Annotated in this window: 23 protein-coding genes; 13 read left to right on the forward strand and 10 right to left on the reverse strand. The window is 30.6% G+C overall.

What is annotated here, in order from left to right:
• Window position 1 precedes the first annotated feature (1 nt).
• The 3 genes from B3M86_RS01745 (at window position 2) to B3M86_RS01755 (ending at window position 2,265) form a co-directional block, all read left to right on the forward strand.
• Complete coding sequence (locus B3M86_RS01745) at window positions 2-895, forward strand: class I SAM-dependent methyltransferase (protein ID WP_125349119.1); 894 nt, start codon at window positions 2-4, stop codon at window positions 893-895.
• 126 nt (window positions 896-1,021) lie between these two features.
• On the forward strand, window positions 1,022-1,537 hold the full coding sequence (locus B3M86_RS01750; RefSeq protein ID WP_286495675.1) for a lipocalin family protein: 516 nt from the start codon (window positions 1,022-1,024) through the stop codon (window positions 1,535-1,537).
• A gap of 26 nt (window positions 1,538-1,563) precedes the next feature.
• Window positions 1,564-2,265, forward strand: a complete 702-nt coding sequence (locus tag B3M86_RS01755; RefSeq protein ID WP_221854015.1) for an OmpA family protein — start codon at window positions 1,564-1,566, stop codon at window positions 2,263-2,265.
• 70 nt (window positions 2,266-2,335) lie between these two features.
• On the opposite strand, the gene B3M86_RS01760 is transcribed toward B3M86_RS01755, so the two are convergent.
• The 4 genes from B3M86_RS01760 to B3M86_RS01775 form a co-directional block, all read right to left on the reverse strand.
• The gene (locus tag B3M86_RS01760; protein WP_291069368.1) at window positions 2,336-3,427 is read right to left on the reverse strand and encodes a hypothetical protein; all 1,092 of its coding nucleotides are present in this window, start codon (window positions 3,425-3,427) and stop codon (window positions 2,336-2,338) included.
• Between the two features lie 154 nt (window positions 3,428-3,581).
• Window positions 3,582-4,295, reverse strand: a complete 714-nt coding sequence (locus B3M86_RS01765) for a pirin family protein (protein WP_114998600.1) — start codon at window positions 4,293-4,295, stop codon at window positions 3,582-3,584.
• Between the two features lie 338 nt (window positions 4,296-4,633).
• Window positions 4,634-5,587 carry a 2-hydroxyacid dehydrogenase gene (locus B3M86_RS01770; RefSeq protein ID WP_291051310.1) on the reverse strand — a complete coding sequence of 318 codons (954 nt, stop codon included), beginning with the start codon at window positions 5,585-5,587 and terminating at the stop codon, window positions 4,634-4,636.
• A 155-nt stretch (window positions 5,588-5,742) separates the two neighbouring features.
• Window positions 5,743-6,615 carry a diacylglycerol/lipid kinase family protein gene (locus tag B3M86_RS01775; RefSeq protein WP_291051307.1) on the reverse strand — a complete coding sequence of 291 codons (873 nt, stop codon included), beginning with the start codon at window positions 6,613-6,615 and terminating at the stop codon, window positions 5,743-5,745.
• Between the two features lie 111 nt (window positions 6,616-6,726).
• Between B3M86_RS01775 and B3M86_RS01780 the strand changes: the two genes are divergently transcribed.
• The 5 genes from B3M86_RS01780 to B3M86_RS01800 all read left to right on the forward strand — a co-directional run bounded on the left by B3M86_RS01780 (window position 6,727) and on the right by B3M86_RS01800 (window position 11,553).
• Window positions 6,727-7,155: a SufE family protein gene (locus B3M86_RS01780; protein WP_125349112.1), complete on the forward strand. Its 429-nt coding sequence runs from the start codon at window positions 6,727-6,729 to the stop codon at window positions 7,153-7,155.
• Between the two features lie 29 nt (window positions 7,156-7,184).
• Complete coding sequence (locus B3M86_RS01785) at window positions 7,185-9,035, forward strand: monovalent cation:proton antiporter-2 (CPA2) family protein (RefSeq protein WP_291047390.1); 1,851 nt, start codon at window positions 7,185-7,187, stop codon at window positions 9,033-9,035.
• Window positions 9,016-10,020, forward strand: coding sequence for a glycosyltransferase family 9 protein (locus B3M86_RS01790; protein WP_219034136.1), 1,005 nt, complete (start codon window positions 9,016-9,018; stop codon window positions 10,018-10,020). Before B3M86_RS01785 ends, B3M86_RS01790 begins: the two co-directional genes overlap by 20 nt.
• A 57-nt stretch (window positions 10,021-10,077) precedes the next feature.
• Window positions 10,078-11,130, forward strand: coding sequence for an alkaline phosphatase family protein (locus B3M86_RS01795; RefSeq protein WP_219034089.1), 1,053 nt, complete (start codon window positions 10,078-10,080; stop codon window positions 11,128-11,130).
• Window positions 11,131-11,253: 123 nt separating this feature from the next.
• Window positions 11,254-11,553 (forward strand): hypothetical protein, encoded by a 300-nt coding sequence (locus B3M86_RS01800; protein WP_219034088.1) that lies wholly within the window; start codon window positions 11,254-11,256, stop codon window positions 11,551-11,553.
• Between the two features lie 153 nt (window positions 11,554-11,706).
• On the opposite strand, the gene B3M86_RS01805 is transcribed toward B3M86_RS01800, so the two are convergent.
• Window positions 11,707-12,390 (reverse strand): LysE family translocator, encoded by a 684-nt coding sequence (locus B3M86_RS01805; protein WP_125349109.1) that lies wholly within the window; start codon window positions 12,388-12,390, stop codon window positions 11,707-11,709.
• Window positions 12,391-12,431: 41 nt separating this feature from the next.
• Complete coding sequence (rnr, locus tag B3M86_RS01810; protein ID WP_291047395.1) at window positions 12,432-14,591, reverse strand: ribonuclease R; 2,160 nt, start codon at window positions 14,589-14,591, stop codon at window positions 12,432-12,434.
• 280 nt (window positions 14,592-14,871) lie between these two features.
• Between rnr and B3M86_RS01815 the strand changes: the two genes are divergently transcribed.
• Complete coding sequence (locus B3M86_RS01815; protein ID WP_291047397.1) at window positions 14,872-15,669, forward strand: glycosyltransferase family 25 protein; 798 nt, start codon at window positions 14,872-14,874, stop codon at window positions 15,667-15,669.
• A 133-nt stretch (window positions 15,670-15,802) separates the two neighbouring features.
• On the opposite strand, the gene asnA is transcribed toward B3M86_RS01815, so the two are convergent.
• Window positions 15,803-16,807 (reverse strand): aspartate--ammonia ligase, encoded by a 1,005-nt coding sequence (asnA, locus tag B3M86_RS01820; protein WP_038336194.1) that lies wholly within the window; start codon window positions 16,805-16,807, stop codon window positions 15,803-15,805.
• Window positions 16,808-17,040: 233 nt separating this feature from the next.
• On the reverse strand, window positions 17,041-17,481 hold the full coding sequence (gene rpiB / locus B3M86_RS01825) for a ribose 5-phosphate isomerase B (RefSeq protein ID WP_291047401.1): 441 nt from the start codon (window positions 17,479-17,481) through the stop codon (window positions 17,041-17,043).
• Between the two features lie 542 nt (window positions 17,482-18,023).
• On the opposite strand from rpiB, the gene B3M86_RS01830 reads away from it, so the two are divergent.
• The 3 genes from B3M86_RS01830 to B3M86_RS01840 all read left to right on the forward strand — a co-directional run bounded on the left by B3M86_RS01830 (window position 18,024) and on the right by B3M86_RS01840 (window position 22,686).
• Complete coding sequence (locus B3M86_RS01830; protein ID WP_291047403.1) at window positions 18,024-19,214, forward strand: phosphoglycerate kinase; 1,191 nt, start codon at window positions 18,024-18,026, stop codon at window positions 19,212-19,214.
• A gap of 562 nt (window positions 19,215-19,776) precedes the next feature.
• Window positions 19,777-20,928 carry an ATP-binding cassette domain-containing protein gene (locus B3M86_RS01835; protein ID WP_291047405.1) on the forward strand — a complete coding sequence of 384 codons (1,152 nt, stop codon included), beginning with the start codon at window positions 19,777-19,779 and terminating at the stop codon, window positions 20,926-20,928.
• Window positions 20,929-20,940: 12 nt separating this feature from the next.
• Window positions 20,941-22,686 carry a hypothetical protein gene (locus B3M86_RS01840; protein WP_291047407.1) on the forward strand — a complete coding sequence of 582 codons (1,746 nt, stop codon included), beginning with the start codon at window positions 20,941-20,943 and terminating at the stop codon, window positions 22,684-22,686.
• A gap of 222 nt (window positions 22,687-22,908) precedes the next feature.
• Here B3M86_RS01840 and B3M86_RS01845 read toward each other — a convergent pair whose 3' ends face one another.
• On the reverse strand, window positions 22,909-23,349 hold the full coding sequence (locus B3M86_RS01845) for a hypothetical protein (RefSeq protein WP_291076659.1): 441 nt from the start codon (window positions 23,347-23,349) through the stop codon (window positions 22,909-22,911).
• A 225-nt stretch (window positions 23,350-23,574) separates the two neighbouring features.
• Window positions 23,575-24,180, reverse strand: a complete 606-nt coding sequence (locus B3M86_RS01850; RefSeq protein ID WP_038336180.1) for a hypothetical protein — start codon at window positions 24,178-24,180, stop codon at window positions 23,575-23,577.
• 261 nt (window positions 24,181-24,441) lie between these two features.
• On the opposite strand from B3M86_RS01850, the gene B3M86_RS01855 reads away from it, so the two are divergent.
• A complete protein-coding gene (locus B3M86_RS01855) occupies window positions 24,442-25,443 on the forward strand; it encodes an AAA family ATPase (protein WP_407932366.1) in 1,002 nt (333 codons plus the stop codon).
• Window positions 25,444-25,466: the final 23 nt, after the last annotated feature.

Genomic DNA, 25,466 nt, shown 5'->3' on the forward strand with positions numbered 1-25,466 from the left:
TATGGAAAATGTTCCACGTGAAACATCTCAAGAAAATCCTTCAAAAGAAGGATTTTCTGGTATTAAGAAATTAGATTTAAAAGATTATTTTTTAACAAAAGAAAAGTTCGAAATTTACGAAGATTCAGAAACTGAAGTTTTGTATACTCTCCCCCAACCTATCGAAAATTTGGGAAAGTATTACGAAAGTAAAAATTACATTTCCCATACCGATGGAAAGAAATCTATTTTCGAACGTTTTTATCAAATGGCAAAATCAATCAATCTAAATAATAAATTAGAATTGATTAATAAAATTGGCAATGGTAAAAAGATTCTAGATTATGGTTGCGGCGTTGGAGATTTTTTAGAGCATCTACAAAAAAATGGTTACGATGTTTTGGGAATGGAGCCAAATGATTCGGCAAGACGAATTGCTCAATCAAAAGTAGGAATCGAAAAAGTTACTTCTACAGAATTAGAACAGAATACAGAAAAGTATGATGTGATTACCTTGTGGCATGTTTTAGAACACATTCCTAATCTTAAAGAAATAATTACAGAACTAAAGAAACATTTAACAAAAAGTGGTATCTTAGTAATAGCTGTTCCAAACCACCAATCGTATGATGCTAAATATTATGGTGAACATTGGGCAGCTTATGATGTACCTCGTCATTTATGGCATTTCACAGAAACCAGCATGCGAAAGTTATTTAGCAACTTTGGTATGAAAATTGAATCTATCCACCCGATGAAATTAGATTCATTTTATGTGAGTCTACTATCTGAAAAATATAAAGGTAATAAGTTAGGTTTTATCAATGCACTTAGAATTGGTTTGAAGTCTAATACTCAAGCTAAAAAAACAGGTCAATATTCTTCTTTAATCTATATTATTAAAGCTGAAAATTAAAATAAGCGTTTTTAAAGAATGATTATCTAATCAGATGTATTAGAAGTCGTTTTTTTTCTAAAACTTTATTAAATCTAATTTATAGAAGCCGTTTTTTAAGATTAATAATAGATAAAATAAATAGCTATGAAAAAAAGTATTTTATTATTTGGGATATGCGCTTCAGCATTTTTAACTTCTTGTGCATCTACAACCGTTGCAAAACAAGAAATACAAACAGGTAAAGAAGTGAGAGGTGCATGGACTTTGACAAATGTAGACTACCAAGGTTTAACAACAAACGAGGTACAAGGTAATGTAAAAGTTACTGATGCAGTTGCGAAAGTTTTTGACACAGCAAACCCAGAATGTTATGAAGGTTCTACATGGAACTTAGTTCAAAACAACAAAAAAGGAACATATACATTTAATAACGCTGGCGGAGATTGCCCTTCAGGAACAACAAATATTATTTGGGATTTACAACAAGATGGTTCTACAACTTACTTTATCTTCAAAGATGTTACAGGAATCAAAGCGAAACAAAATACAGCAGGATATAAAATGCGTGTAGATTATGTTGATGCAAATTCGATGAAATTGGTACAAGATATCAATGCAAATGGAAAAATTGCACAAGTGATTTATAACTTCGTACGTTAATCAACAATTTAAAAAACTTAGAAATTATGAAAAAAATAAATACTAAAATAGCTGCAATTGTATTAGGAGGATCATTTATTATGTCTTCTTGTACAGCTGTACAAAATGCAAACAATACACAAAAAGGTGCTGGTATTGGTGCTGTTGCTGGTGGTGTTATTGGAGGAATCTTAGGTAATAATATCGGTAAAGGTGGTAACACTGCTTTAGGTGCTGTAATTGGAGCTGCTGTAGGTGGAGCTGCTGGTGGTGTTATTGGTAACAATATGGATAAACAAGCGCAAAAAATTGAGCAAGTTTTACCAGGTGCAGAAGTCGTAAGAACTGAAGAAGGGATTAACTTAATTTTAGATGAAAACTCTAAAGTTACTTTTGATTATAACAAAGCTTCTTTAACTGCTGTTGCTAAATCTAACTTAGATAAATTAGTAGAAGTTTTCAACGAATATCCTGATACAGATTTATTAATTGTTGGCCATACTGATAACGTAGGTTCTCAAAATTATAACTTACCATTATCTCAAAAACGCGCACAGTCTGTAAAAGATTATTTAGTTTCTAAAGGTATTGCTTCTTCTCGTTTAACATCGAAAGGAAAAGGTTTAGAGGAACCAATTGCTGATAATACAACTGCAGAAGGACGTGCTCAAAACCGTCGTGTAGAGATTGCAATTACTGCAAACGCAAAAATGAAAGCGGACGCTGCTAAAGAAGCAAACGGACAATAATTCATTTCAATATAAAACAAGAAAAGCGTTCAGATTTTGAACGCTTTTTTTATGTTTAATACGTTTACGATTATTTAAAATTAACCACAAACCATTTATTATTAATCTTTTCTAAAGTCACTTGATATGTCTTAGAATATTGGTCTTTTAAATTTGCATTCACTTCAACTAATGCAACTTTTTCGTCTGCATCTAACACTTTTGCATCATTAATTGTTGCTTGCTCTAAATTCTTAATTGATTCATCAGAAGAAAATTTTTGGAAAGTATTCCATTCACCACTTCTTGTCAACGCAAAAGCACCAGAATAATTTTTCTTTGATAAATTTGTCATAAAACGATTCGAAAGAGATTTTACCATTCCAGCTTCTTTACTTACATGTGCAGGCGTACTTTCAACCAAAAGAGAATCTACAACCTCAGCAGCACCAACTAAATTCAACGGAACTTTTACCGCTTTACGATTCGTTAAATATCGTTCAGAATTCGGAATTCGAACCAAAATATCTAATCGATCACTCTTAATTTTAGAAGCATCTAATGACGAATATTTAATATTAATTGTATTTTTTCTGTACAAATCATCCATTGAATTTGGATCAATTGTAGAACGAAATGTGTACACAATACTACCTGAATTAAACACTTCTATCGTTGCCGTTACAGCTTTATCCAACTGAATTTCCTCTCCTTGCGCATTGTAGAAAAAAGGAGAAATTGAGATTCCACTATCATCTTGTTTTAAACTAAAATCGAAACGTTGTACATTAGAAGTCGGTTCAGCAGGCGTTTCTACAGTTTCAATTGCACCTGATTTTGGAATTCCATTCACCAAAGGAACTTGATTTCTATTCCATGTAAATTTATTTTGTAACGCGACTTTTTCAGCAATATCAAAAACCTCATCTACTGTTTTTCCATCTAACAACGTACGCACAATTCCCCAACGCGATTCATTATCCATTGATTGACTTGTGTTATACTCGAAAATAATCTGTAAAGCTTCCTTAAATTTATCTTGTTGCATAACAGGCAAAGCCTTCGAAATTTTGTCTACCGTTTCACTAAAAGTTTGCGCAGATGTAGAATCAATTTCAATGTTATCATTTTTACAACTGATAATCATTAAAGCGAAAGAAGCAATGATGAATAAACGTTTCATATAGTATAGATTAATACGTTTTGAGTTAAAGTTTTATAAGCAGTAAATATACTAAATACTTGTGTTGATAATGGTATTTTTTTAACAAAAAAAAAGCAAATTCCATTTCTGAAATCTGCTCTATATATAAAACAACTAAAACTTGAAAAAAATTCTAAATATCCATAGGAACTTCGATTAACATCAAGCGAGAATCTTTTGCTACATTAAACGAAAACTCGTTTGTATCTTTAATCTCGATGACATCTCTTCGTCCTAATTTGTTTCCATCAAATTCAACTTCTCCTTCCACAACCATAAAGAAAACACCATTTCCTTCTTTTTGTACTTTGTATGTTTCTTGTTTATCTTCTGTATAATTTCCTAAAAAAATCCATGCATCTTGATGAATCCAAACTCCTTGATCATCTGCATTTGGAGAAAGAACTTGATATAATTCATTTTCTTTTGCTACTTCACGAACAGAAATTTGTTGATAACGAGGCTCAACATTCATTTTATTTGGAATAATCCAAATCTGAAAAAAATGTCCTTCTTGGTTTTCATAAGCATTCATTTCACTATGAAAAACTCCCGTACCAGCGCTCATTACTTGTACATCCCCAGACTCAATTACAGAACCAGTTCCCATTGAATCTTCGTGAGAAATTCCTCCTTTTGTAGGAATTGTAATAATCTCCATATTATCATGAGGATGTTTTCCAAATCCCATTCCTCCGGTAATTATATCATCATTTACGACACGCAAAGCTCCAAAATGAATACGAGCTGGATCGTAATAATTTGCAAAACTGTAAGAATGTTTAGAGTCTAACCACCCATGATTTCCTCCACCTCTTGATTCTGATTTAAATATTTGGTAATTCATAGTAATTTATTTTTATACAAATTTAGGGTGCAAAAAAAACTTATCTATTGACATGTGATAAGTTATCAATTAACACACCTAGAAGATGAATAAAACTTTTTTTAAATTATTAACAAAATGTTAAAAATAATTTATATTTTAGCATTCAGTTAACACATGAGACATATATATGCTATCAATTTCAGGCGAATCAACATTTAATGTTATACTTTGGATTCTACTCCAAATCGTTCTTGTTATTATAGTAGCAGTTATTTTGTATAAAGTTTACAAAAAACTTACAAAATGAAAAAAGGTTCCGAAGTTTCGGAACCTTTTTAGTTTATATCAATTAATCATTACTGATTATTCTTCCAATCAATTATTTTATCACGAATAAACTCTGCTAATTTCACTTTACTTTGATGCGTCCAACCTGCAATATGTGGCGCCAAAACAACATTATCCGCTTGGATTAAATACTGAAATTCTTCTGGTAAATCAGATGCAACTAATTTCTCAAAACTCGATTTTTCAAATTCTAAAACATCTAAAGCTACTCCTAAAATTTTTCCTGTTTTCATTGCTTCAACCAAATCTTTTGTCACAACAGATTTACCACGCGCTGTATTCACAAAATAAAATGTTTTTTTAAAGTTAGAAATAAATTCTGCATTAATCATTTGCATCGTTTCTGGTGTTTGCGGCGTATGTAAACTTACAACATCAGCTTGTTCAAAAATTTCTTCTAACGAAACTTGCTTCGCAAATTCATTTCCTTTATTTGGCAAAATATCATAACAAATCACATTAACTTCAAAACCCTGCAAACGTCTCGCAAAAGCATTTCCCATATTTCCATAACCAATAATTCCAACCGTTTTTCCCTTCAATTCATCACCACGATTTTCTTCACGTTTCCAAATTCCATTACGAACTTCGTTATCAGCTCTGCGCAAATGATGCATCAACATCAACAACATACCAATCGCATGTTCACCAACAGAATCTCGGTTTCCTTCGGGAGAATTGAATAAAACAATGTTATGATCAGCTGCAAACTCTTCGTCAATATTCTCCAAGCCTGCCCCTACTCTACCGATAAACTTTAAATTCGTTGCTTTTGCTAAAAAATCTTTATCAATTGGAAATCTACTCCTTACAATCATTCCATCATATTCATTAATCTTTTGTTCGATGATCTCTTTGGGTGAATTGTAATCTTCATCAACAATAAAACCAGCTTCGCGAAGTCCATTATTCAAACATTCATGATTAGAATCGATTGCTAAAATTTTATAAGGCTTATTCATTGCAAAAATTTTATTCAAAGTTACAACGAATGCAAGTATTATTATAAAATTGAAGATAAAAATGGTTACAAACAAATCGTTTACAACTCAGTTAATAACATTTTAATTTATTGAAAATGTATGATTTATATTGTTAATTAAATAATAATTGAAGTTTAAAAAATGATTTTTAAACCATTTGGTATGACCTTAACTTTTACTTGAAGTGAATCGGTATTATGAATCTCTCCATCAAGTTGATACGTAATCGGATTATTATCTAAACTTTCAATCTTGAATTTTTTCACTTTTCGATACTTTGCTTTGTCTAATAAATCAATTTTCTTGGCTAAAACCAATACCGAAAAATAAAATTGTTCGAAAACATCTAAATCTTCAATCATCAATAAATCCAATTCTCCATCAGACAAATCAGCTTTCGGTGTAAAAGAGATTCCATAACCAGCAATGTTAGAATTAGAGCAGAATAGATAATAAAAATTTTTTTCAATAATTACATCATCAATATAAAGGCGAAACAATTTAGATTTATAATTCAACAACGTTTTCACAGATGCATCAACATAACCAGTAATCGTACGTTTTTGATTTTCTTCATATGTTTTGATAACTTCTGCGTCAATCCCAAAACCTAAATTGCTAAAAAAATAGTTATCCTCTACTCTACCAACATCAATCGTATGAACAATATGGTTTTTGATAATTTCGATTGCCTTGTTAATATCTTTCGGAATATTAAGATTTGTAGCCAAACCATTTCCAGATCCGGCAGGAATTATTCCCAACGGAATATTTTTTTTCACCAAAGCACTCGCCACTTCATTGATTGTCCCATCACCACCGCACGCAACAATAACATCTGAATTTTCTGCAATCGCCTCCTTCACCAATTCTTTTGCATGAAATTGATAAACGGTTTCTTTCAAAACGATTTCGTCTGAAGAATCAAATTTTGATTGTAAAAAATCGAGCGAAATATCGTGTTTTGCGTTTCCAGAATTAGGATTAACAATGAAAGTGTACTTCATTTTTTGGGAATTGAAATTTATCAAAACACAAAAATAAGAAATCTAAAAGAATCAAGCTATTTAACGTCTTTTTTTGAGGAAAAACTATCAAAAACTTTCTAACTTTGTCATATGAAAATTAAAGAAATTCAAAACGAAATAGTAGATGAATTCTCATTTTTTGACGATTGGGAACAACGCTACGAATATTTGATCGAGTTAGGAAAAAGCTTAAATACTTTGCCTGAAGAAGCAAAAACAGATGATAAAATCATAAAAGGTTGTCAATCTTCTGTTTGGTTAGATGCAGAATTGGATGGTAATACAATCGAATTTAAAGCTGATTCTAATGCTATTTTACCAAAAGGAATTGCCGCATTATTGGTGAGAATGTATAATCATCAAACGCCAAAAGATATTTTAGAATCGGATACAGATTTTATCAACGAAATTGGTTTATCAGAATTTTTATCACCAACTCGTGCAAACGGATTATTAGCGATGATAAAACAATTCAAATTTTATGCGATTGCATTTCAATCAAAACAAAATAATAGTTAGACACATCATCTAATCAACCTTATAAAATAATGAACGACTTTTTAGGCCAAGCATTTATTTTTCTATTTTCCGCTGTAATCTGCGTTCCTATTTCCAAAAAATTAGGAATGGGTTCGGTTTTGGGATATTTAATTGCCGGAGTTTTAATTGGACCTTATGTGCTAAAATTTGTTGGCAATGACGGAACAGACATTATGCACGCCACAGAATTTGGTGTAGTTATGATGCTTTTTTTGGTCGGATTAGAACTTGATCCAAAGGAATTCTGGAAGATGAAAAATAAAATCATCAACCTTGGTGGAATGCAAGTTTTGGGGACGATAATTATTACAACTTTAGTCGGAATGTTTGCCTTGAAAATGGATTTTTCTTTGGCTGTTTCTATAGCTTTTGCAATAACCATGTCTTCAACAGCCATTATTATGCAAACACTTAGCGAAAAAGGGTTGACCAAAACAAACATAGGTAAATCAACTTTTTCAGTTTTATTGTTTCAAGATATTATGGTGATTCCAATCTTAGCAATTATTCCACTTTTAGTTGGAGATTCTTTGATTCAGTCCATTGGAGATGATTCTAAAAGTTTGTTAGTTGGTGGACCAGCGTTCATGAAAACCTTGGTTATTGTTGGTGCAATTACATTTATTTATGTGATTGCAAAATACATTATTACACCTTATTTTAAGTATGTTGGACAATTACAAGTTCGAGAAATTTACACCGCTTCTGCCCTACTTTTAGTCATTGGAGTTTCAATTTTGATGCAAAAAGTTGGAATTTCTCCTGCCTTGGGAGCATTTATTGCTGGTGTTGTTTTGGCGAATAACGAATATAAACATCAATTAGAAAGTGACATTGAGCCATTCAAATCATTATTATTAGGAATCTTTTTTATTGCTGTTGGATCAACCATTAACTTCAAATTAATTGCAGATAAACCTTTTATGATTCTTGGATTAACATTTGGAATAATGTTAATAAAATCATTGGTTTTATGGTTTATTGGAATCAAACATAAATTTGATTTTGATCAGAAATGGTTGTTCATTTTGCTTTTATCACAAGTCGGAGAGTTTGCTTTCGTTATCTTATCTTTGACTCGAAATTTAGATATTCTAAACAAAGAATGGTACGATTTGATGTTAGCTACAACTGCGATAACAATGGTAATAACACCATTACTTTTAGTCTTAAATGAAAAATTAATTCTAAAATATTTTGGTGTAAAAACAAAAGTAAAAACAATCATTGAAAACGATAAAATAAATCCACATTCAGCAGAAGGTGAAATAATTATTGCTGGTTTTGGTGATTTTGGAAACACAATTAGTCGTGTCTTGAAAAGCACTGGAATAAAATCGATTGTTTTGGATAATGATAGTGAGCGTGTAGAGAAAATGCGCAAGCAGGGTTTTAATGTTTTTTATGGCGATGCAACAAATGTTAACTTACTAAAATCGGCTGGTGCTGAACATGCAAAATATTTTGTAGCTGCTTTGGATCCGCCAGAAATTAATCAAAAATTAGTTTATATTGTTCGTAAAAACTTTCCGAATTTAGAAATTATTGTTCGTGCAAAAAATCGTAGTTATGCGTATAATTATTTGAAAGATGGTATAGACGAAGTTTATCGAGAAAACTTTTTCTCATCTGTTTACGTTGGTAGACAAATCCTTATAAAATATGGTTTTTCACCTGAAGAAGCGTCTAAAATTGGAGAAATTTTCATAAAAAGTGACCGAAAATCGTTGCGTAAAATTGCAAAACATGCCGAAAATTCTGATCAATATTTTGAAGCATCTAAGCAAGAATTTGAAAAGCAAATGAAAATGGTTGCAAAAGAAATTAACAATAGGAATAATGGAGAAAACGAATCATAAAAAACTATTAGTTTTACGTTTTTCTGCTTTGGGGGATGTTACAATGATTGCTCCTGTTTTACAAGAGTTTATTGAACAAAATCCTAACATCGAAGTTTATGTTGCTTCGCGCCCTTTTATGGGAAATATTTTCAAGCAATTTCCTCAAATCAAATTTATTTCGGTTGATTTGAACAAAGACTACAAAAGCTTTTTTAGCTTGTTCAAATTATACAAAGAATTAAAACAATATAATTTTGATTATGTAGCTGATTTTCACAACGTAATCCGATCAAAAGTCATTACAACTCTATTCAAACTTAACGGAACAGAAACGGCTACTTTAGATAAAGGTCGTGAGGAGAAAAAAGCTTTAGTCAATCAAAAAAATCGCGTTTTTAAGCAATTAAAATTAACAACTGAGCGCTATGCTGATGTTTTGCGTCAATTTAGTTTTAACGTCAATTTAAAGCATAAAATCGAACCAAAATCGATTAAAGAATCTAAATCAATTGGAATTGCGCCTTTTGCAGCCTTTACAAGTAAAATGTATCCCATCGAAAAGATGAAAATCGTTGCGAAGAAATTAGCTGAAAATGGGTACAAAATTTATTTATTTGGCGGTGGAAAAATTGAAATTGATGAATTAAAAACGTGGGAAAGTTTTAATCCTAACATCAAATCTTTAGCTGGAACAATCTCTTTTGAAGAAGAATTACAAGCAATTGCTAAATTAGAAGTAATGATTTCTATGGATAGCGCAAACATGCATTTAGCTTCGTTGATGGGAACACGCACAATTTCTATTTGGGGTGGAACGCATCCATTTGCTGGATTTTTAGGTTATGGTCAATCTATGAATGATGTGATACAAGACGAAACGATGAAAATTCGTCCAACTTCTATCTTTGGAAAAGATCCAAAAAAGTTTCAAAATTATGATTATTTTCAAAATTTGAGTGCCGAAGATATTTATGAACAAATCGTCGATAAATTAGAAAAATAATACTTTTAAAAGCATCATATCGATGCTTTTCCTATTTTTATAAGAAATTATAATCACATGAAGTATACATTTCTTATTCTTGCCTTATTCTCAAATTTTTTATTTGCTCAAGAACCGAAAGTTATTTTGGTTACGCTGGATGGTGTTCGTTGGAAAGAAGTTTTCCGAGGAGTTGAAAAATCAATTTTAAATGATAAAAAATACAACTCACTTATTGTTCAAACTAATGAAAAATATTGGACAGAAGATTCTATAAAACGTCGCGAATTATTGATGCCATTTACGTGGAAAACGATTAAAGACAAAGGAGTTATTTTAGGAAATCGTGATGAACAAAACTTTGTTAATTTGACCAACAAAAGATTATGGTCTTATCCTGGATACAACGAAATTATTACAGGAAAAGCTGATGATGAGCGAATTAAAAATAACAAAGATATTCCGAATCCTAATGTTTCAGTTTTTGAAATTGCAAATCAACAAAAGAATTTAAACAATAAGGTAATGGCTTTTGGAAGCTGGAGAATGTATACAAATATTTTCAATCAAGAACGTTCTAAATTGTTTGTAAATGCTGGATATCAAGATAGTTTTAATCAAAACAAATCTGAACGAGAATTGCTTATCGAACGTTTTCAATTAGAAACACCAAAACAATGGTGGGCAACTAGATTTGATATTTTTACGCACGAATTTGCGTTAGAAGCGATGAAAAATCAAAAGCCAAAATTACTTTTTATTGGTTATGGAGAAGCTGATGATTACGGACATGATGAAGATTACGATCAATATATTACTTCAATAAATCGCAATGATAGAATGATTGAGGAATTATGGAATTATGTACAAAGCGATCCATTCTATAAAGATCAAACAACTATTATTGTAACAACTGATCACGGACGTGGAAATGGAAGACAATGGCCAGAACATTATGATGAAATTCCTGGATCAGACGAAGGTTTTATTTTGATGATTGGAAATGGGATTAATCCTAAAAAATTCAAACAGAAACAAACTTATCTCAATCAAATTGCCTCTACAATTGCTGATTTGATGAAAGTAAAAACATGGAATTATAAGGATTCTGGGAAGTCGTTATTGAAGTAAGATTTGTCTGCTTTGGATATGCAGTTTAAAACGATAAAATATGCCTTTCAGAGCATTCCTAACTGTAAAATTATTTATTCAAAACTTCACTCTCACAATATCAATAATTTAACCTAAAAAAATATGAACAATCTTTATACAAAATCGGGAGGTCTTATAATAGGCTCTATTAGAATGTCAAGTTTACTTGCTCAAATAAATATTTATGAAGATAAGTTAATAATAAATTATTTGTTTTTCTTTAAAATAATCCTTTTAAAAAAAGATATTATAGATATAATTCCATCTAACGATTTTTTTGAAAAAGGAATTAAAATTCTTCATAAAAATCCTAAATATGATTCAAAAATAATTTTCAGAGTTTCTAATCCTGATAAATTGATAGAAGAAATAAAAAAAACAGGTTTTATGAATTGTAATTAATGCTAAAATACATATTTTATTACATCATTATCAACCTTATTTTGTACTTAATTATTTATTTTATTTTTCATGATATCAATAATCAATTAGATTATTTTTATAAAGTAGAAATAAAAAAACTCCCATCAAAAAATTTGATGGGAGTTTATATTTCTAACTTGTTTGTTCTTGATTAATGAGCTGATTCTCTATTTTTTGATCGATTTCTTTAAAGAATCCGAAACCTTTTAAGATAATGATTAATCCAAAGACTAAAAGACAAATACCAACTCCTTTTCGCACCATAAATACTTTTTGATCGGTAAAACGTTTCTGTAGCTTCCCTGCCAAAAATATTTTACCCAAATCTATTACAAAATAGGTCGTCAAAACAACGCCCATATACAGCATAAAATCGCTTGGATTTGGATATTGAATCATAATTGAAGAGACAATTACAAACCAAAAAACAATGACACCTATATTCAACAAATTCATAATAAATCCATTGATAAACGTTCTCAAATAATTGTTGCTTACAAATCCCGCTTCGCCTTCTATATGTAGCTTTGGTTTAGAGAAATACATGAAAATTCCGTAAATCAATACAAAGAAACCTGCAATGATATAAATGCGGTAAAACTTTGGATGATTGGTCACATAATCTGTAAAATCTTTACTTCCATAATAGGCTGCTGCAATACACAAAATATCAGCTGCAATAACCCCTAAATCTAGGACTACAGCTGTTTTCCAACTTCTACGCAAACTGGTTTCAATAAGTAAGAAAAATACAGGTCCAATAAGAATTGTACTTAATAAAAAACCTATTAGTATGGCCGAAAATATTATTTCCATAACATAATTAAGGTCTGCAAGATAAGTCTAAAATATGAAACTTAAGCATCAACTAATTCAAAATCTAATTGCTTCTTGATTAAATCAGCATTTAAAACTTTGATTCTAACCGGACTTCCTAACTGATATTTAACACGTGTGCGTTTACCTATTAAAGCATGATTTTTTTCGTCAAAAACAAAATGATCACCTTTCATAGCACGAGAACGAATCAAACCTTCGCAACGCGTTTCTGGAATTTCAACAAAGATTCCATAATCTTGTACACCTGTAATAAAAGCATCAAAAGTTTCGCCAACAAATTGCTCCATGTATTTTACTTGCATATATTTTATTGACTCTCGCTCTGCTTCTGCAGCAATTTTTTCGCGAGATGAACAATGTTTTGCTTTATCTTCGTAAACAGCCGCTGCAGGAGATTTTTTACCATCTAAATAATCTTGCAACAAACGGTGCGCAATCATATCTGGATAACGACGAATCGGCGATGTAAAATGCGTGTAATAATCGAACGCTAAACCGTAATGTCCTATATTCTCTGTTGTATATTTTGCTTTCGCCATTGTTCGCATTGCCAAAGTTTCAACCATATTTTCTTCTGGTTTTCCTTTCACTTCTGCTAACAACTTATTCATAGAATTGATAGTTGTTTTACGATCTCCAATCTCTAATTCATACCCAAATTGGCGAATAAAATTCTTTAAGTCTAATAATTTATCTGGATTCGGATCATCGTGAACACGATAAATATAAGTGTTCGCATTCTCTTTTCCATGTTTATCTAAACTGATGAATTCTGAAACTTTTTTGTTACATAACAACATGAATTCTTCAATCAATTTATTCGAATCTTTCGAAATTTTGAAGAAAATTCCTTGTGGATTATGCGCTTGATCTAAATCGAATTTTACTTCAACTTTATCAAAATTAACCGCTCCATATTTCATACGTTTTCCACGCATTGTTTTTGCTAAGCGATCTAAAGTCAGGATTTCATCTTTAAAATCGCCATCTTTCCCTTCAATAATTTCTTGTGCTTCCTCGTATGTAAAACGTCTGTCAGAATGCGTTACTGTACGACCAAACCATGTTTTTACAATCTTCGCATTATCATCCATTTCGAATACACCCGAAAACGTATATTTATCTTCGTTTGGACGCAAAGAACATGCAACATTCGACAATACTTCTGGCAACATTGGCACTACTCTATCCACCAAATAAACAGAAGTTGCACGCTTGTATGCTTCTTGCTCGATCAACGAACCTGGACGAACATAATGCGTAACATCGGCAATGTGAACACCAATTTCCCAGTTTCCGTTCTCCAATTTTCGTATTGATAAAGCATCATCAAAATCTTTTGCATCTTTCGGGTCGATTGTAAATGTCGTTACATTTCGCATATCTCTACGACGAGCTGCCTCGGCTTCATCTATCGAAGTATCCAACTGATTTGCTTCTTCTTCAACTTCCTCTGGAAATTGAGCTGGCAAATCGTATTCTAACAAAATTGCATGAATTTCTACATCCGTATCGTCTGGACTACCCAAAACTTGCGTGATTTCACCAAATGGTGAATTAGATCCTTCTGGCCAGTTTGTTAATCGAACCACAACTTTTTCTCCTGGTTGAGCATTTTTAATTTTCTCTTTCGGAATAAAGAAATCGTGGTTACCATTTTGCATCGTTACAAAACCAAAATTTCCATTCTTTCCTAACTCGAAAATTCCTGTAAATTCAGTTTTATTACGCTCGATAATTTCTACAATTTCTCCTTCTGCTCTCGATTGATTGGCATGTTTTTTTGGATAAACATATACGCGAACCGTATCGCCCATTAAAGCATTTCGCGTTTTCCCTTTTTGTACAAAGACATCTTGTTCAAGACCATCAATCATAATATAAGCGCTTCCCGAAGAAGTCAAATCCGCAATCCCAACCATATAATCATTGGTTGCATTGATTTTATATTTTCCTCTTTCTACTTCAGAAATCTTTTTGTCAGCTAATAAAACATTCAAATTCTTAATCAATAATTCTGTATCAATTCGATTTGTTAGGTTTAAAGCTGCTGCAATTTGTTTATAATTTAAAGGTTTATTCGGATTTTGAAATAAAACTTCGATGATAGACTTCGTAAACTTTGTTATGTTTTTGTCTTTTTTCGCCTTTGTATTTTTAAAATTTCTTCTTGGCATAATTTGTTTTCTGTCAAATCTCTTCTTTCTTTTTTTCGAGATTTATTTTAAAATAGTTAATAAATAAACATCTTATTTATTTGATTATCAAATTATTTTTAATAACTATTGATAAGATGTTAATAAACAACATAACCACTGCAAAGGTAATATATCCTTTTTCTAAAATAACAATTTACAGCCAATTCTATGTTACGGAAAGGATAAGATTACTTGTAACGTTTTGATTTATTGCGAAAATTGAGCCAAAAAAGCTATTTTTGCATTGATAATTAATTGAATGAAAACTAAACCATTATATCAAACTTACTTGATTAACCTTGATAGAGCTACGGATCGGCTTGAATTGATGCAAAAAGAATTCGAAAAATGTGAGATTACTTACGAAAGAATTTCTGCTGTGGATGCCAAAACTTTGGATTCGTCAACCTATAAAATAAAAAATAAATATGACCGCGATTTAGTTCCTGGAGAAATTGGTTGTTATTTGAGTCATGTGAAAACGCTAAAAACTTTTTTGGCTTCTGAAAATGATTTTGCTTTGGTTATAGAAGATGATGCAATTTTGGTTGATGATTTTAAATCTGCTGTAGAACATGCTCTTTCTAATTATGAAGAACTTTCTAACAAGCATAAATGGGATGTTTTGAAGCTATTTAACGGAAAAAGAAAACATATAAAAATTGCTGATGTGAATAATAAATACATTATTGGTGCTTGTGGAACGAGTATTCCAATCACAACAATTTCAGCCATTTGGACAAGAAAGGCCGCCGAAAAATTTTTGAATAAAATTAAAACGCCACTTCCTACAATTCAACGTCCTATTGATTGTGATTTACAGCATGCTTGGGAATTTGACTTAAGAATATATAATCTTCTTCCATCGCTTGTTAAACCAGCTCCAGTAGAAACGCAAATTCAGATTGATCGCAGTTTAAGAAAGTCTAAATTTCCAAGACAAATTCAATACGAATTGAATAGATTATTTCCTAAATATTTCTATTTGATTAATCATCATGGTTTCAAAAAATTCTATGATAGTTTTATTGTGAAGAAAAATGAAAGAATTTCTTAATCAACAATTATTACACTTATTAAGTTACTGAATTAAAATAAATTAACAACCTTTATCAACAGTTATAAACATTGTTAATTTCTATATAAAATACAAAAATAGCAGTTTCAAGACTTTGAAACTGCTTTTTCATTTATAATAATTCGATGCTTTCTTCTTTTAATTTTTCTTTTACTTTTCCGTCCCAAATACTCGCTTGTACTTCGCCAATATGTCGAGATTTCAACATAAACATACACATACGAGATTGTCCAATTCCACCTCCAATTGATTCTGTTAACTGATCATCTAACAACATCGAGTGAAATAATAAATTTTTACGATCCGAAAAATCTCTAATTTCTAATTGTTTGGTCAAAGCTTCTTTATCTACACGAATTCCCATCGAGGATAACTCGAAAGCAGATTCTAAAACAGGGTTCCAAACTAAAATATCACCATTAAGACCTCTAAAACCAGCACTGTTTTCTGTACTCCAATCGTCATAATCAGCAGCACGTGCATCGTGTAATTCTCCATTACTCAATTCTCCTCCAATTCCGTAAATAAAAACAGCTCCAAATTCTTTACAAATTGCATTTTCTCTTTCTTTCGGCGTAAGAGTTGGATATTTCTGTAATAAATCTTCAGACGAAATAAATGTAATTTGTTCTGGTAAAACAGCTTTCAATTGTGGATATTTTGCTTCTACATTTTGCTCCGTTTTTTTAATAACTTCATAAATCGATTTTACTGTCGAAAAAAGATAATCCAATTGGCGATCTTGCGGCACAATTACTTTTTCCCAATCCCATTGATCCACATAAATAGAGTGAATTGGCGAATAATCTTCGTCTGGACGCAAAGCGCGCATATCTGTTATAATTCCTTCGCCTGGCTCAATTTCTAATTCTTTCAAACGAATACGTTTCCATTTTGCCAAAGAATGTACAACTACCGCATTTTTATCATTCAAAGATTTTATAGGGAATTTTACAGGTCTTTCGATACTATTCAAATCATCATTAATACCTGTTCCATCCAAAACTACCAATGGTCCAGAAACTGGAATAATGTTTAATTCTTTTTGTAATCCTTTCGAAAATTCTTCTTTTACAAAAGAGATTGCTTGTTCTCTACGTAATAATGCTCTGCTCATCTTTTTAATCTTTAAATGATTTGTTTTTTTAACTGATGTAAAAGTAGAACAGCTAAAATCAATAAATATACTATTGACTTAAATTGGTTTAAAAATATTTAATTTTAAATATAAAATATTGTTTATAGTTAACTATTTAAACTTTATAATAGTTTTAAATTTAATTTTTAAAATAAAAATCGGTAAACTCTAACGAATTGACCGATTTTATATCTTATAATAGATGTATAAAATTATCCGTTGTATGAACAAGCAATTTTATCTACGCGTCCTTGGTGACGACCACCTTCAAATTCTGTTGCTAAAAATGTATTCACAATTTCTTCTGCATATTCATACGCAATAAAGCGTGCAGGTAAAGTTAACACATTTGCATTATTGTGTTGACGAGCTAACTTGGCAATATCCATCATCCAACATAATGCAGCACGAATTCCTTGGTGTTTATTTGCAGTCATTGTAACGCCTTGCGCACTACCACAAATCAAAATTCCGAAATCTGCTTTTCCATCTTCTACAGCTTGTGCCGTTGGGTGTGCAAAATCAGGGTAATCAACACTCGCTGTTGAGAACGTTCCAAAATCCTCAACCTCATATCCTTGACTTGTTAAAAAGGGTACTAATTTTTCCTTATAATCGAACCCAGCATGGTCCGCTCCGATTGCAATTTTCATTTAATTAACAGGTGTTTTTGTTGTTTTTGTTTAAATAATTGTAAATCAAATGTTAAGTAAAAGTAACAACTTGTTAAAAGATGATTGAATAAAACTAATAACTTTTCGAGAGAAAAATTTGGAAATCTGATTCAAAAAATCAATTAGAAATAAATCAATACAAGTCAAGTAAAACTTTTCATTTTGGCATAAAAGATTTACACATCGTTATGAATAGTTTTCACAAAACATCTTGCTAACAAAAGTTGTTTATCAACCAAAATGATAAATTGTTGATAGAATATCTAACTCTTTCATTACAAAACAAAATTACAAATAATAGCTTGTTAATTGCTATTAAATAAAATTTATCTCACTTTAGTTATCCACATATTAACAGTGCTAATAATAGTAACATTTTTTTCTTTTTTTAAAATTTAAAAATTAATTAAACTATATATATTATTATGAATTGTTAATAGTTGAAAATTGTATTGAATGATTTTAAGTCTCAAAATGAAAGTTTGATTACTTTTGTGTAGTTCAAAATTTCAAATCAAAATATGAAAACAATCAACGACTACAATTTCGAAAACAAGAAAGCATTGATTCGTGTTGACTTCAATGTTCCGCAAGACGAAAATTTAAATGTGACAGATGATACACGTATTAGAGCTGCAAAACCAACGATCGACAAAATATTGAAAGATGGTGGCGCTGTTGTATTAATGAGTCATTTGGGACGTCCTAAAGGCGAATTCAATGATAAATATTCATTAAAACATATTGCATCAAAAGTTTCAGAAATTCTTGGCGTTGATGTGATCGTTGCGAATGATGTTATTGGCGATGATGCGAAACAAAAAGTAAGTAATCTAAAACCAGGCCAAGTTTTATTATTGGAGAATGTTCGTTTCCATAATGAGGAAGAAGCTGGAGATAAAGACTTTGCAAAATCATTGGCTCAATTTGGAGATATTTATGTGAATGACGCTTTCGGAACAGCACACCGCGCACATGCTTCGACTGCAATTATTGCTGAATTTTTCCCGGGAAATAAATGTTTTGGTTTGTTAATGGAACAAGAATTAACAGCTATTAACAAAGTGTTAGATGATGGTGAAAAACCTGTAACAGCGGTACTTGGAGGAGCTAAAGTGTCTTCTAAAATTACGATTATCAACAATATTTTACCAGTTATTGATAACTTGATTATTGGTGGTGGAATGACGTATACATTTGTGAAAGCAAATGGAGGAAAAATTGGAAATTCGTTGGTAGAAGATGATAAATTAGATTTAGCGAAAGAAATTTTGGCTGAATGTGAAAAACATAATGTAAAAGTTTATTTACCGGTTGACAATGTAATTGCTGATAATTTCAGTAATGATGCAAATACACAAACAGTTCCTTCGGATCAAATTCCTGATGGATGGATGGGAATGGATGTTGGTGAAGAATCGTCAAAAGTTTTTGCAGATGTAATTAACAATTCGAAAACAATTCTTTGGAATGGTCCTTTAGGTGTTTTTGAAATGTCAAATTTTGCAAAAGGAACTATTGCTTTAGGTAATGCAATTGCTGAAGCTACGGCAAACGGCGCTTTCTCGCTTGTTGGTGGTGGAGATTCTGTTGCTTTCGTAAAACAATTTGGTTACGACGACAAAGTAAGCTACGTTTCTACAGGAGGTGGCGCAATGTTAGAATCGTTGGAAGGTAAAGAATTACCAGGAGTTGCTGCGATTTTAAAATAAGAAAAGGAAAAAAATACTTAAAATAGTAAAAAATTAAGTCGAGCATTTGCTCGACTTTTTTTGTCTTAATTGTTAAGCTGAATTTATTTCAACTTCTCATCTTAATGATTAGGTTCTTCACTTTGCTGTCGTTTCGTTCAGAATGACATTTTTTTTTAGCATCAAATTTTCTGCCATTCCAACGTTAGGAGGAATCTCAATGATTCTAAAATTGTTAATAGTAATCACTTGTTATTTAATAAATTAACTACTTTTCAACTGAGTTATAAAAAGAATGTTTATAGCTTGATTAATTACTCAAATTGTTAATAGTAAACTATTAAATATAAATGAATTAAAAAGTTATGAATAGACTTTATTAAAACTTGTGAATAATGATGATTTTAGAACTAAATTGATTTAATAAAGTTAAAATTGTTAATTATAAAAACTTGATAAATAATGAATTAAAAAGTAATTAAGAAAGTTTATCAAAAATTGTTGAAACTGAAATCTCCCTACAATTAGCCATTTTATTTATAGAAAAGGATTGTTATATTCGTAATGATTTAATAATCAATCTATGAATGAATTTAACCAACGACTAAACGAAGTAGAAAATCATTTGCAGCACAATGATCTTGATTTGGGCTATCGCCGATTAATTGATTGCGTGTTGGATTTGGGTGAGAAATCTTTTTACAAAGAGATTATCTCCTATTCGGATCTTTATTACACCGAAAATTCTACGAACGAAAATAAAATAACGCAGGCTTTACAATTGGTGGAAAAGTTAAAACAAGCTTCTCCTCCTCCCTTTCAGAAAGAAGAAACATTGATATCAACCAACAATGTTGAAAAAGCTTATCATCGTCGAAATTTTAAACTCCATCCCATTACTTTTGATTTGAAATCACGAGAAGTTGTTGGATTAGTTGGAGAGAATGGAAATGGAAAAACGACTTTATTACGTTTAATTTGTGGTGAATTGAAACCAACTTCTGGCGAAATAATTTATCATTTTTCTAAAGCAAAACCGTTTAGTTTTGAGCTGAAAACAAAATTAGTTTATGTGCCGCAACGAATCGAAGTTTTATATGGTACGTTGATGGAAAATCTGCAATTTACCTTGACATGTTATGATATTTACAACGAAGAAAATAGGTTATTAGCGAATGTTATGTTGGCGCGTTTGGGGCTTTGGCCTTACAAGGATTTGCAATGGCGACAATTGTCGTCTGGTTATAAAATGCGATTCGAGCTCGCGCGAACGTTATTGCGTCGTCCAAAAGTATTGTTGTTAGATGAGCCTTTGGCTAATTTAGATATTTTGGCACAACAAATTATTCTTGAAGATTTGAAATTTTTATCACAATCAATCCGAAATCCTTTTGGTGTTATTTTGAGTTCTCAACAATTGTACGAAGTTGAAAAAGTATCGACAGAAGTTCTCTTTTTAGAGCAAGGAAAGCTTAAAATACAAGGAGATACAAATGATTTGGAAGGTGATTTTACGATTGTTGAAATTGATGTTGAAAATACCAAAGAAGAGTTATTAACAGCTTTATCTAACATCGAAATTAAACAGATAAAATTCAATGGAGGATCATATATCGCATATTTTGATGATGAAATTTCAATGAATATGATTTTGTCTGAAATCGGAAAATCATTATTGAAAGTAAAATATATTCGAGATATTTCGAAATCAAGTCGTCGCTTTTTTGTCAATTAAAACCAACCAACTATGTTCAAAAAAATAAATCAAACTTTAATTACCAAATATCCATTGATTTGGAATCTGAAATTTATTTGGATTTTGTTGACGGTTTTAGTTTTCAACTTGATTGCATTTATCAATGGTTTTTTGTTTTTTACTAAAAAATCTCAACTGCAAGTAACTGGACTTTATGAAGTGTTTTTCAACTCAGGAATTGCAATTTATTACCTATTAATTGGTGACATTATCGGCGTTATTTGGTTGTATTTCTATATAAAAAATAATCGTTTCAAATCAAATTATCCAACCTCAAGAAATTATTTATTCAAAGAATTTTTGGCCGTTTTCTTCATTATATTTTTGATGTTTTATGTACCAAATTCGTTCAAAACTGGTCTTAAATTTCGTGTTTCAAATTATATAACTGAAGAGCAATATTTGAAAGATATCGATATTATCAATAGAGCGCAAGGTTTTACGTTGCAACCAAATTTTGGGTACGATAATTATTCGAGAAATTTGCCTGTTCCAGCTTTTGATTCGTTGGTTTCGGAAAAAGAAACAAGAGAATTATATGAAAAAAATAAGAGAGAATATTTAAGAAAAAATCCAACATACTCATATGATGCTTTTTTGGATCCGTATTTCAGAAATCCTGAATTTGAAACCTTATTAAGAGATTATTTTCCGGATCGATTTAGTTATTCTAAAATTAATTTTAATCAAACGTATCAACCTCTTAAAAAGAATAATTCATCTACAGATTCATTTCAAGAAGAAATGGACTATCCTACTACAGTAGCTGTAGATTCAACTTATGCTGTTGTCGATTCTGCTGCAGTAACATTAAATTCTGGTGGAAAACCAGATGTTTATTACAACTTAGCAAGTTTGTATAATTATAGTGTTTTGGCTTTTAACAATCCGAAAGATTCTACTTTAAATCATCAATTTTATGATGGACAATGGATTGCTTTGTTGCAAAAAAATGATCGAAAAGTAATTGAAAATTTATTGAATAATTATACCGATTTATTAAAAAAGCAAGAAATTGGGTATCAGTTCAAACATAAAAAGTGGATTGATTATTTGCCTCAATATCCGTATTATTTCATTGATCATAAATTGAATTATATTGATCCTTATCAAACTGTAGATAAAAAACTGAATGATTATATCCACCAAGATAGTTTAAACAAAGTGTATGAAAATATTGAGTTTTCGAAATATAGTTCCACTTGGTTAGAACATATTCAGTACTATTTACTAATCGCTTTAGTTATTACCGTTCTTATTATTACATTCAGATTTAGTTCGTTCAAAGTTTGGTTAATTTCATTGATTGGCGCAGGAATTTTGGCAATTTTAGGAAGCGTTTTCGGAATTTCTATCGATGCAAGTATTGGTTATACACAATTCACACCTTATATTATTTTATTTGTTTTTTACATTGCATTTATAGTGACTACACTAATTGGCTTACGTTCCAAAAAATATAAAGTTTTGACAGGTGTTAATCTTAATTGGTTTGTTGCGACCAATATTTTTATTGGAATTGTGATGCTTAGTTTTTACACAGATTTGCGTGAAGAAATGTTATATGAAGCAAATAAACATATGAATATTTATGAGTTTAGACAAACAAATAAAGAATTATTGCTGTTACAAGAATTTGCAGAAATTTTTCTTTACATCAATCCAATTTTATATTTAATAAGTTTTTATTTCATCATTAATCTTTATAAAAAATGGCAAGCAATGCCAGAAGAATAAAAAAAGAAAAGCGAGCTAAATCGGCTCGCTTTTCACTTGATAATTGAATGAAAATGAATTTTAAAAACTACTTTAAAAAAACTTACTTATGAAATAAAATAACACATTGTGCTATTCAATAATAATTTTAAAACTCATACAAATTTTAAAATATTCTTTCAAAATTTAAATTAATAGAGGTTAACCATCAAAATTTGTAGGTTAACCCTATTTTTTATGATTTTATGCACATTTAGAAGAATGTCTATTTCCTTTTGCATCACGTTTTTTGTGCATACTAAATTTATCAGATTTCATACGTTTTTCACGATCTTGTTTGTATTGATTGAACTGATTTTTGTCTAAAATTTTCTCTAATTTAATATCAAAATCGTTTGTACCTTTTTCTGGTCGAGAACCTCTTTTTCCTTTTTGAGTAGAATTTTTGTCTCTGTTCGCAAATTCTTTTTTCATGTCAGAATCTCTACTTTCTAACAACGATTTTACTTTTTTCTTTTGAGTAGAACTCAAATTATATTGATCAAATTTTTTTAATTGTTGATCTACAGATGGGCGTTCTCTTTGCTCTTTTCTATTTCCAGATCGTTCACCTTGTTGTGGTCTTTGTTGAGCAGAAACTGCCATAACCATCATTATACTTGCTAATAAAAATGCTTTTTTCATAATCTATGTTTTTGTTTACAACTAAATGTTAGAATTATTTTCTTTTCATTTTTCTTGAAACAAAGTTGCAACACAAAAAAAAGACGTCAAAAATATTGAGGTAAACGAGTGTTAAGTATCGGTGAAATCAAGGATTTATTAAATTTTTTAACAAAGTTGTCAAATTTATTGAATAAAAAAATCCATTCGATAAAGAATGGATTTTGATGTATTTTTTTTGAAAGATTATTTTATTTTTTTCTCTAACATTTTAGAAAAAGTTTTAGCAGTTTTTGCAAACCCTTCTCCAATTCTCGATTCATCACTATAATTATTACCGAATTGAGTTCCTGGAGCTTCTTTATAATTGACAACAAATTTTTTATCTTCAAAATTATTAGAATCAACAATAGTAATAGTTGTAGATACTTTTGCAGCTTGTTTCATTACAAATGCATCCCAACCTGGATAAATCCAATCAACTTTAACAATCATTGTGTAAGGAGCATCTGTAGCGTTTTCAGAGAATGAAATTCCAGTAGATTTTGCACCATATTTAGTTAATAACTCCATAAATTTTGGTTCCCAGATAGACTCTTTTGCACCAGTCCATTTATCATTCCAAATATCTCCATTTCCAGCATTTTTGCCATTTAGATCAACAATCTTTTTTTGAACATATTCTGCTTCTGTAATGCTATCTGCATTAATTTTTAGATTTGAATAGTCAAAAATAACTTTCATTTTAGATTGTCCTTTTAAGAAATCGACAGTACCAGATTTTACTTTCTCTTTTTGAGCATAAATGTTTGAACCGAGTACAATAATGATTAATAATAAATAGTTTTTCATAATAGTTTTAATAAATTTCAGCAAAATATAAATATTCTTTAAATAGTTATTGTATAATCATTTAAAGAAATATTATTTAGAAACGTTTATTGTTTATAAATAGTTTGTAAGTCTTGGAAAAATTTTACTGAAAATAATAATCAAAACGTTTGGTACACTACTTTTGTCTTAACAAAGTTTAACAATATTGTATGAAAGTTTTAATTTCTAAATCAATTGTATTTGTTAATTTTAGAGGAAATTTGAATCAATAATATAAACATTAATTTCAACGAAATTTTGGATATACAACAACTAAACCAACAAATAGAAGCAAAAAGCGAAAGCATTGCAAGGTTGACATCGGAAATAAATAAAGCGATTATTGGACAAGAAAAAATGATTGAAAGTCTATTAATCGGATTACTTGGAAATGGACACGTTTTATTAGAAGGTGTTCCTGGATTAGCAAAAACATTAGCTATTAAAACATTATCTGATGCTGTTGATGGATCTTTTTCTCGTATACAATTTACACCAGATTTGTTACCTGCCGATGTTGTGGGGACACTTATTTATAATGTAAAAGAAAACGATTTTAGAATCAAAAAAGGACCAATATTCGCCAATTTTGTTTTAGCTGATGAGATTAACCGTTCGCCTGCAAAAGTACAATCTGCCTTGTTAGAAGCAATGCAAGAGCGTCAAGTAACAATTGGTGACGAAACGTATCTGTTACAAAAACCTTTCTTGGTTTTGGCGACTCAAAATCCGGTGGAACAAGAAGGAACTTATCCTTTGCCAGAAGCACAAGTTGACCGTTTTATGTTGAAAACGGTCATTACTTATCCAGAATTTGAAGCAGAACGTTTGATTTTAAGAAATTCGATTAATCAATCTTTTCCAAAAATTGAGAAAGTAATCTCTATTCAAGAATTGTTGGATGCGCGCGAAATGGTGAAACAAGTTTATATGGACGAAAAAATTGAAAAATATATTTTGGATATTATTTTCGCGACTCGTTTTCCAGAAAAAGTTGGATTAGAAAAATTGGTTCCAATGATTTCGTTTGGTTCTTCGCCTCGTGGATCGATCAATTTGGCACAAGCTTCAAAAGTGTATGCATTTTTACGCAAACGCGCTTATGTTATTCCAGACGATGTACGTGCAATGGCAAAAGATGTGTTGCGTCACCGTATCGGAATTAGCTACGAAGCAGAAGCAGAAAATGTTACGCCAGAAGAAATTATAGACAATATTCTTAATGTTGTTCCAGTTCCTTAAACCACTATTCAAAATCATTTAAA

Origin of the sequence: Empedobacter sp. UBA6305 (assembly GCF_002440405.1) — a bacterium.
Taxonomy (GTDB): domain Bacteria; phylum Bacteroidota; class Bacteroidia; order Flavobacteriales; family Weeksellaceae; genus Empedobacter; species Empedobacter falsenii_B.

Bases quoted from the DNA above. Each gene is read 5' to 3' on its own strand.
- B3M86_RS01745 (WP_125349119.1), top strand. From the start codon at position 2: ATGGAAAATGTTCCACGTGAAACATCTCAAGAAAATCCTTCAAAAGAA.
- B3M86_RS01750 (WP_286495675.1), top strand. From the start codon at position 1,022: ATGAAAAAAAGTATTTTATTATTTGGGATATGCGCTTCAGCATTTTTA.
- B3M86_RS01755 (WP_221854015.1), top strand. From the start codon at position 1,564: ATGAAAAAAATAAATACTAAAATAGCTGCAATTGTATTAGGAGGATCA.
- B3M86_RS01760 (WP_291069368.1), bottom strand. From the start codon at position 3,427: ATGAAACGTTTATTCATCATTGCTTCTTTCGCTTTAATGATTATCAGT.
- B3M86_RS01765 (WP_114998600.1), bottom strand. From the start codon at position 4,295: ATGAATTACCAAATATTTAAATCAGAATCAAGAGGTGGAGGAAATCAT.
- B3M86_RS01770 (WP_291051310.1), bottom strand. From the start codon at position 5,587: ATGAATAAGCCTTATAAAATTTTAGCAATCGATTCTAATCATGAATGT.
- B3M86_RS01775 (WP_291051307.1), bottom strand. From the start codon at position 6,615: ATGAAGTACACTTTCATTGTTAATCCTAATTCTGGAAACGCAAAACAC.
- B3M86_RS01780 (WP_125349112.1), top strand. From the start codon at position 6,727: ATGAAAATTAAAGAAATTCAAAACGAAATAGTAGATGAATTCTCATTT.
- B3M86_RS01785 (WP_291047390.1), top strand. From the start codon at position 7,185: ATGAACGACTTTTTAGGCCAAGCATTTATTTTTCTATTTTCCGCTGTA.
- B3M86_RS01790 (WP_219034136.1), top strand. From the start codon at position 9,016: ATGGAGAAAACGAATCATAAAAAACTATTAGTTTTACGTTTTTCTGCT.
- B3M86_RS01795 (WP_219034089.1), top strand. From the start codon at position 10,078: ATGAAGTATACATTTCTTATTCTTGCCTTATTCTCAAATTTTTTATTT.
- B3M86_RS01800 (WP_219034088.1), top strand. From the start codon at position 11,254: ATGAACAATCTTTATACAAAATCGGGAGGTCTTATAATAGGCTCTATT.
- B3M86_RS01805 (WP_125349109.1), bottom strand. From the start codon at position 12,390: ATGGAAATAATATTTTCGGCCATACTAATAGGTTTTTTATTAAGTACA.
- rnr (WP_291047395.1), bottom strand. From the start codon at position 14,591: ATGCCAAGAAGAAATTTTAAAAATACAAAGGCGAAAAAAGACAAAAAC.
- B3M86_RS01815 (WP_291047397.1), top strand. From the start codon at position 14,872: ATGAAAACTAAACCATTATATCAAACTTACTTGATTAACCTTGATAGA.
- asnA (WP_038336194.1), bottom strand. From the start codon at position 16,807: ATGAGCAGAGCATTATTACGTAGAGAACAAGCAATCTCTTTTGTAAAA.
- rpiB (WP_291047401.1), bottom strand. From the start codon at position 17,481: ATGAAAATTGCAATCGGAGCGGACCATGCTGGGTTCGATTATAAGGAA.
- B3M86_RS01830 (WP_291047403.1), top strand. From the start codon at position 18,024: ATGAAAACAATCAACGACTACAATTTCGAAAACAAGAAAGCATTGATT.
- B3M86_RS01835 (WP_291047405.1), top strand. From the start codon at position 19,777: ATGAATGAATTTAACCAACGACTAAACGAAGTAGAAAATCATTTGCAG.
- B3M86_RS01840 (WP_291047407.1), top strand. From the start codon at position 20,941: ATGTTCAAAAAAATAAATCAAACTTTAATTACCAAATATCCATTGATT.
- B3M86_RS01845 (WP_291076659.1), bottom strand. From the start codon at position 23,349: ATGAAAAAAGCATTTTTATTAGCAAGTATAATGATGGTTATGGCAGTT.
- B3M86_RS01850 (WP_038336180.1), bottom strand. From the start codon at position 24,180: ATGAAAAACTATTTATTATTAATCATTATTGTACTCGGTTCAAACATT.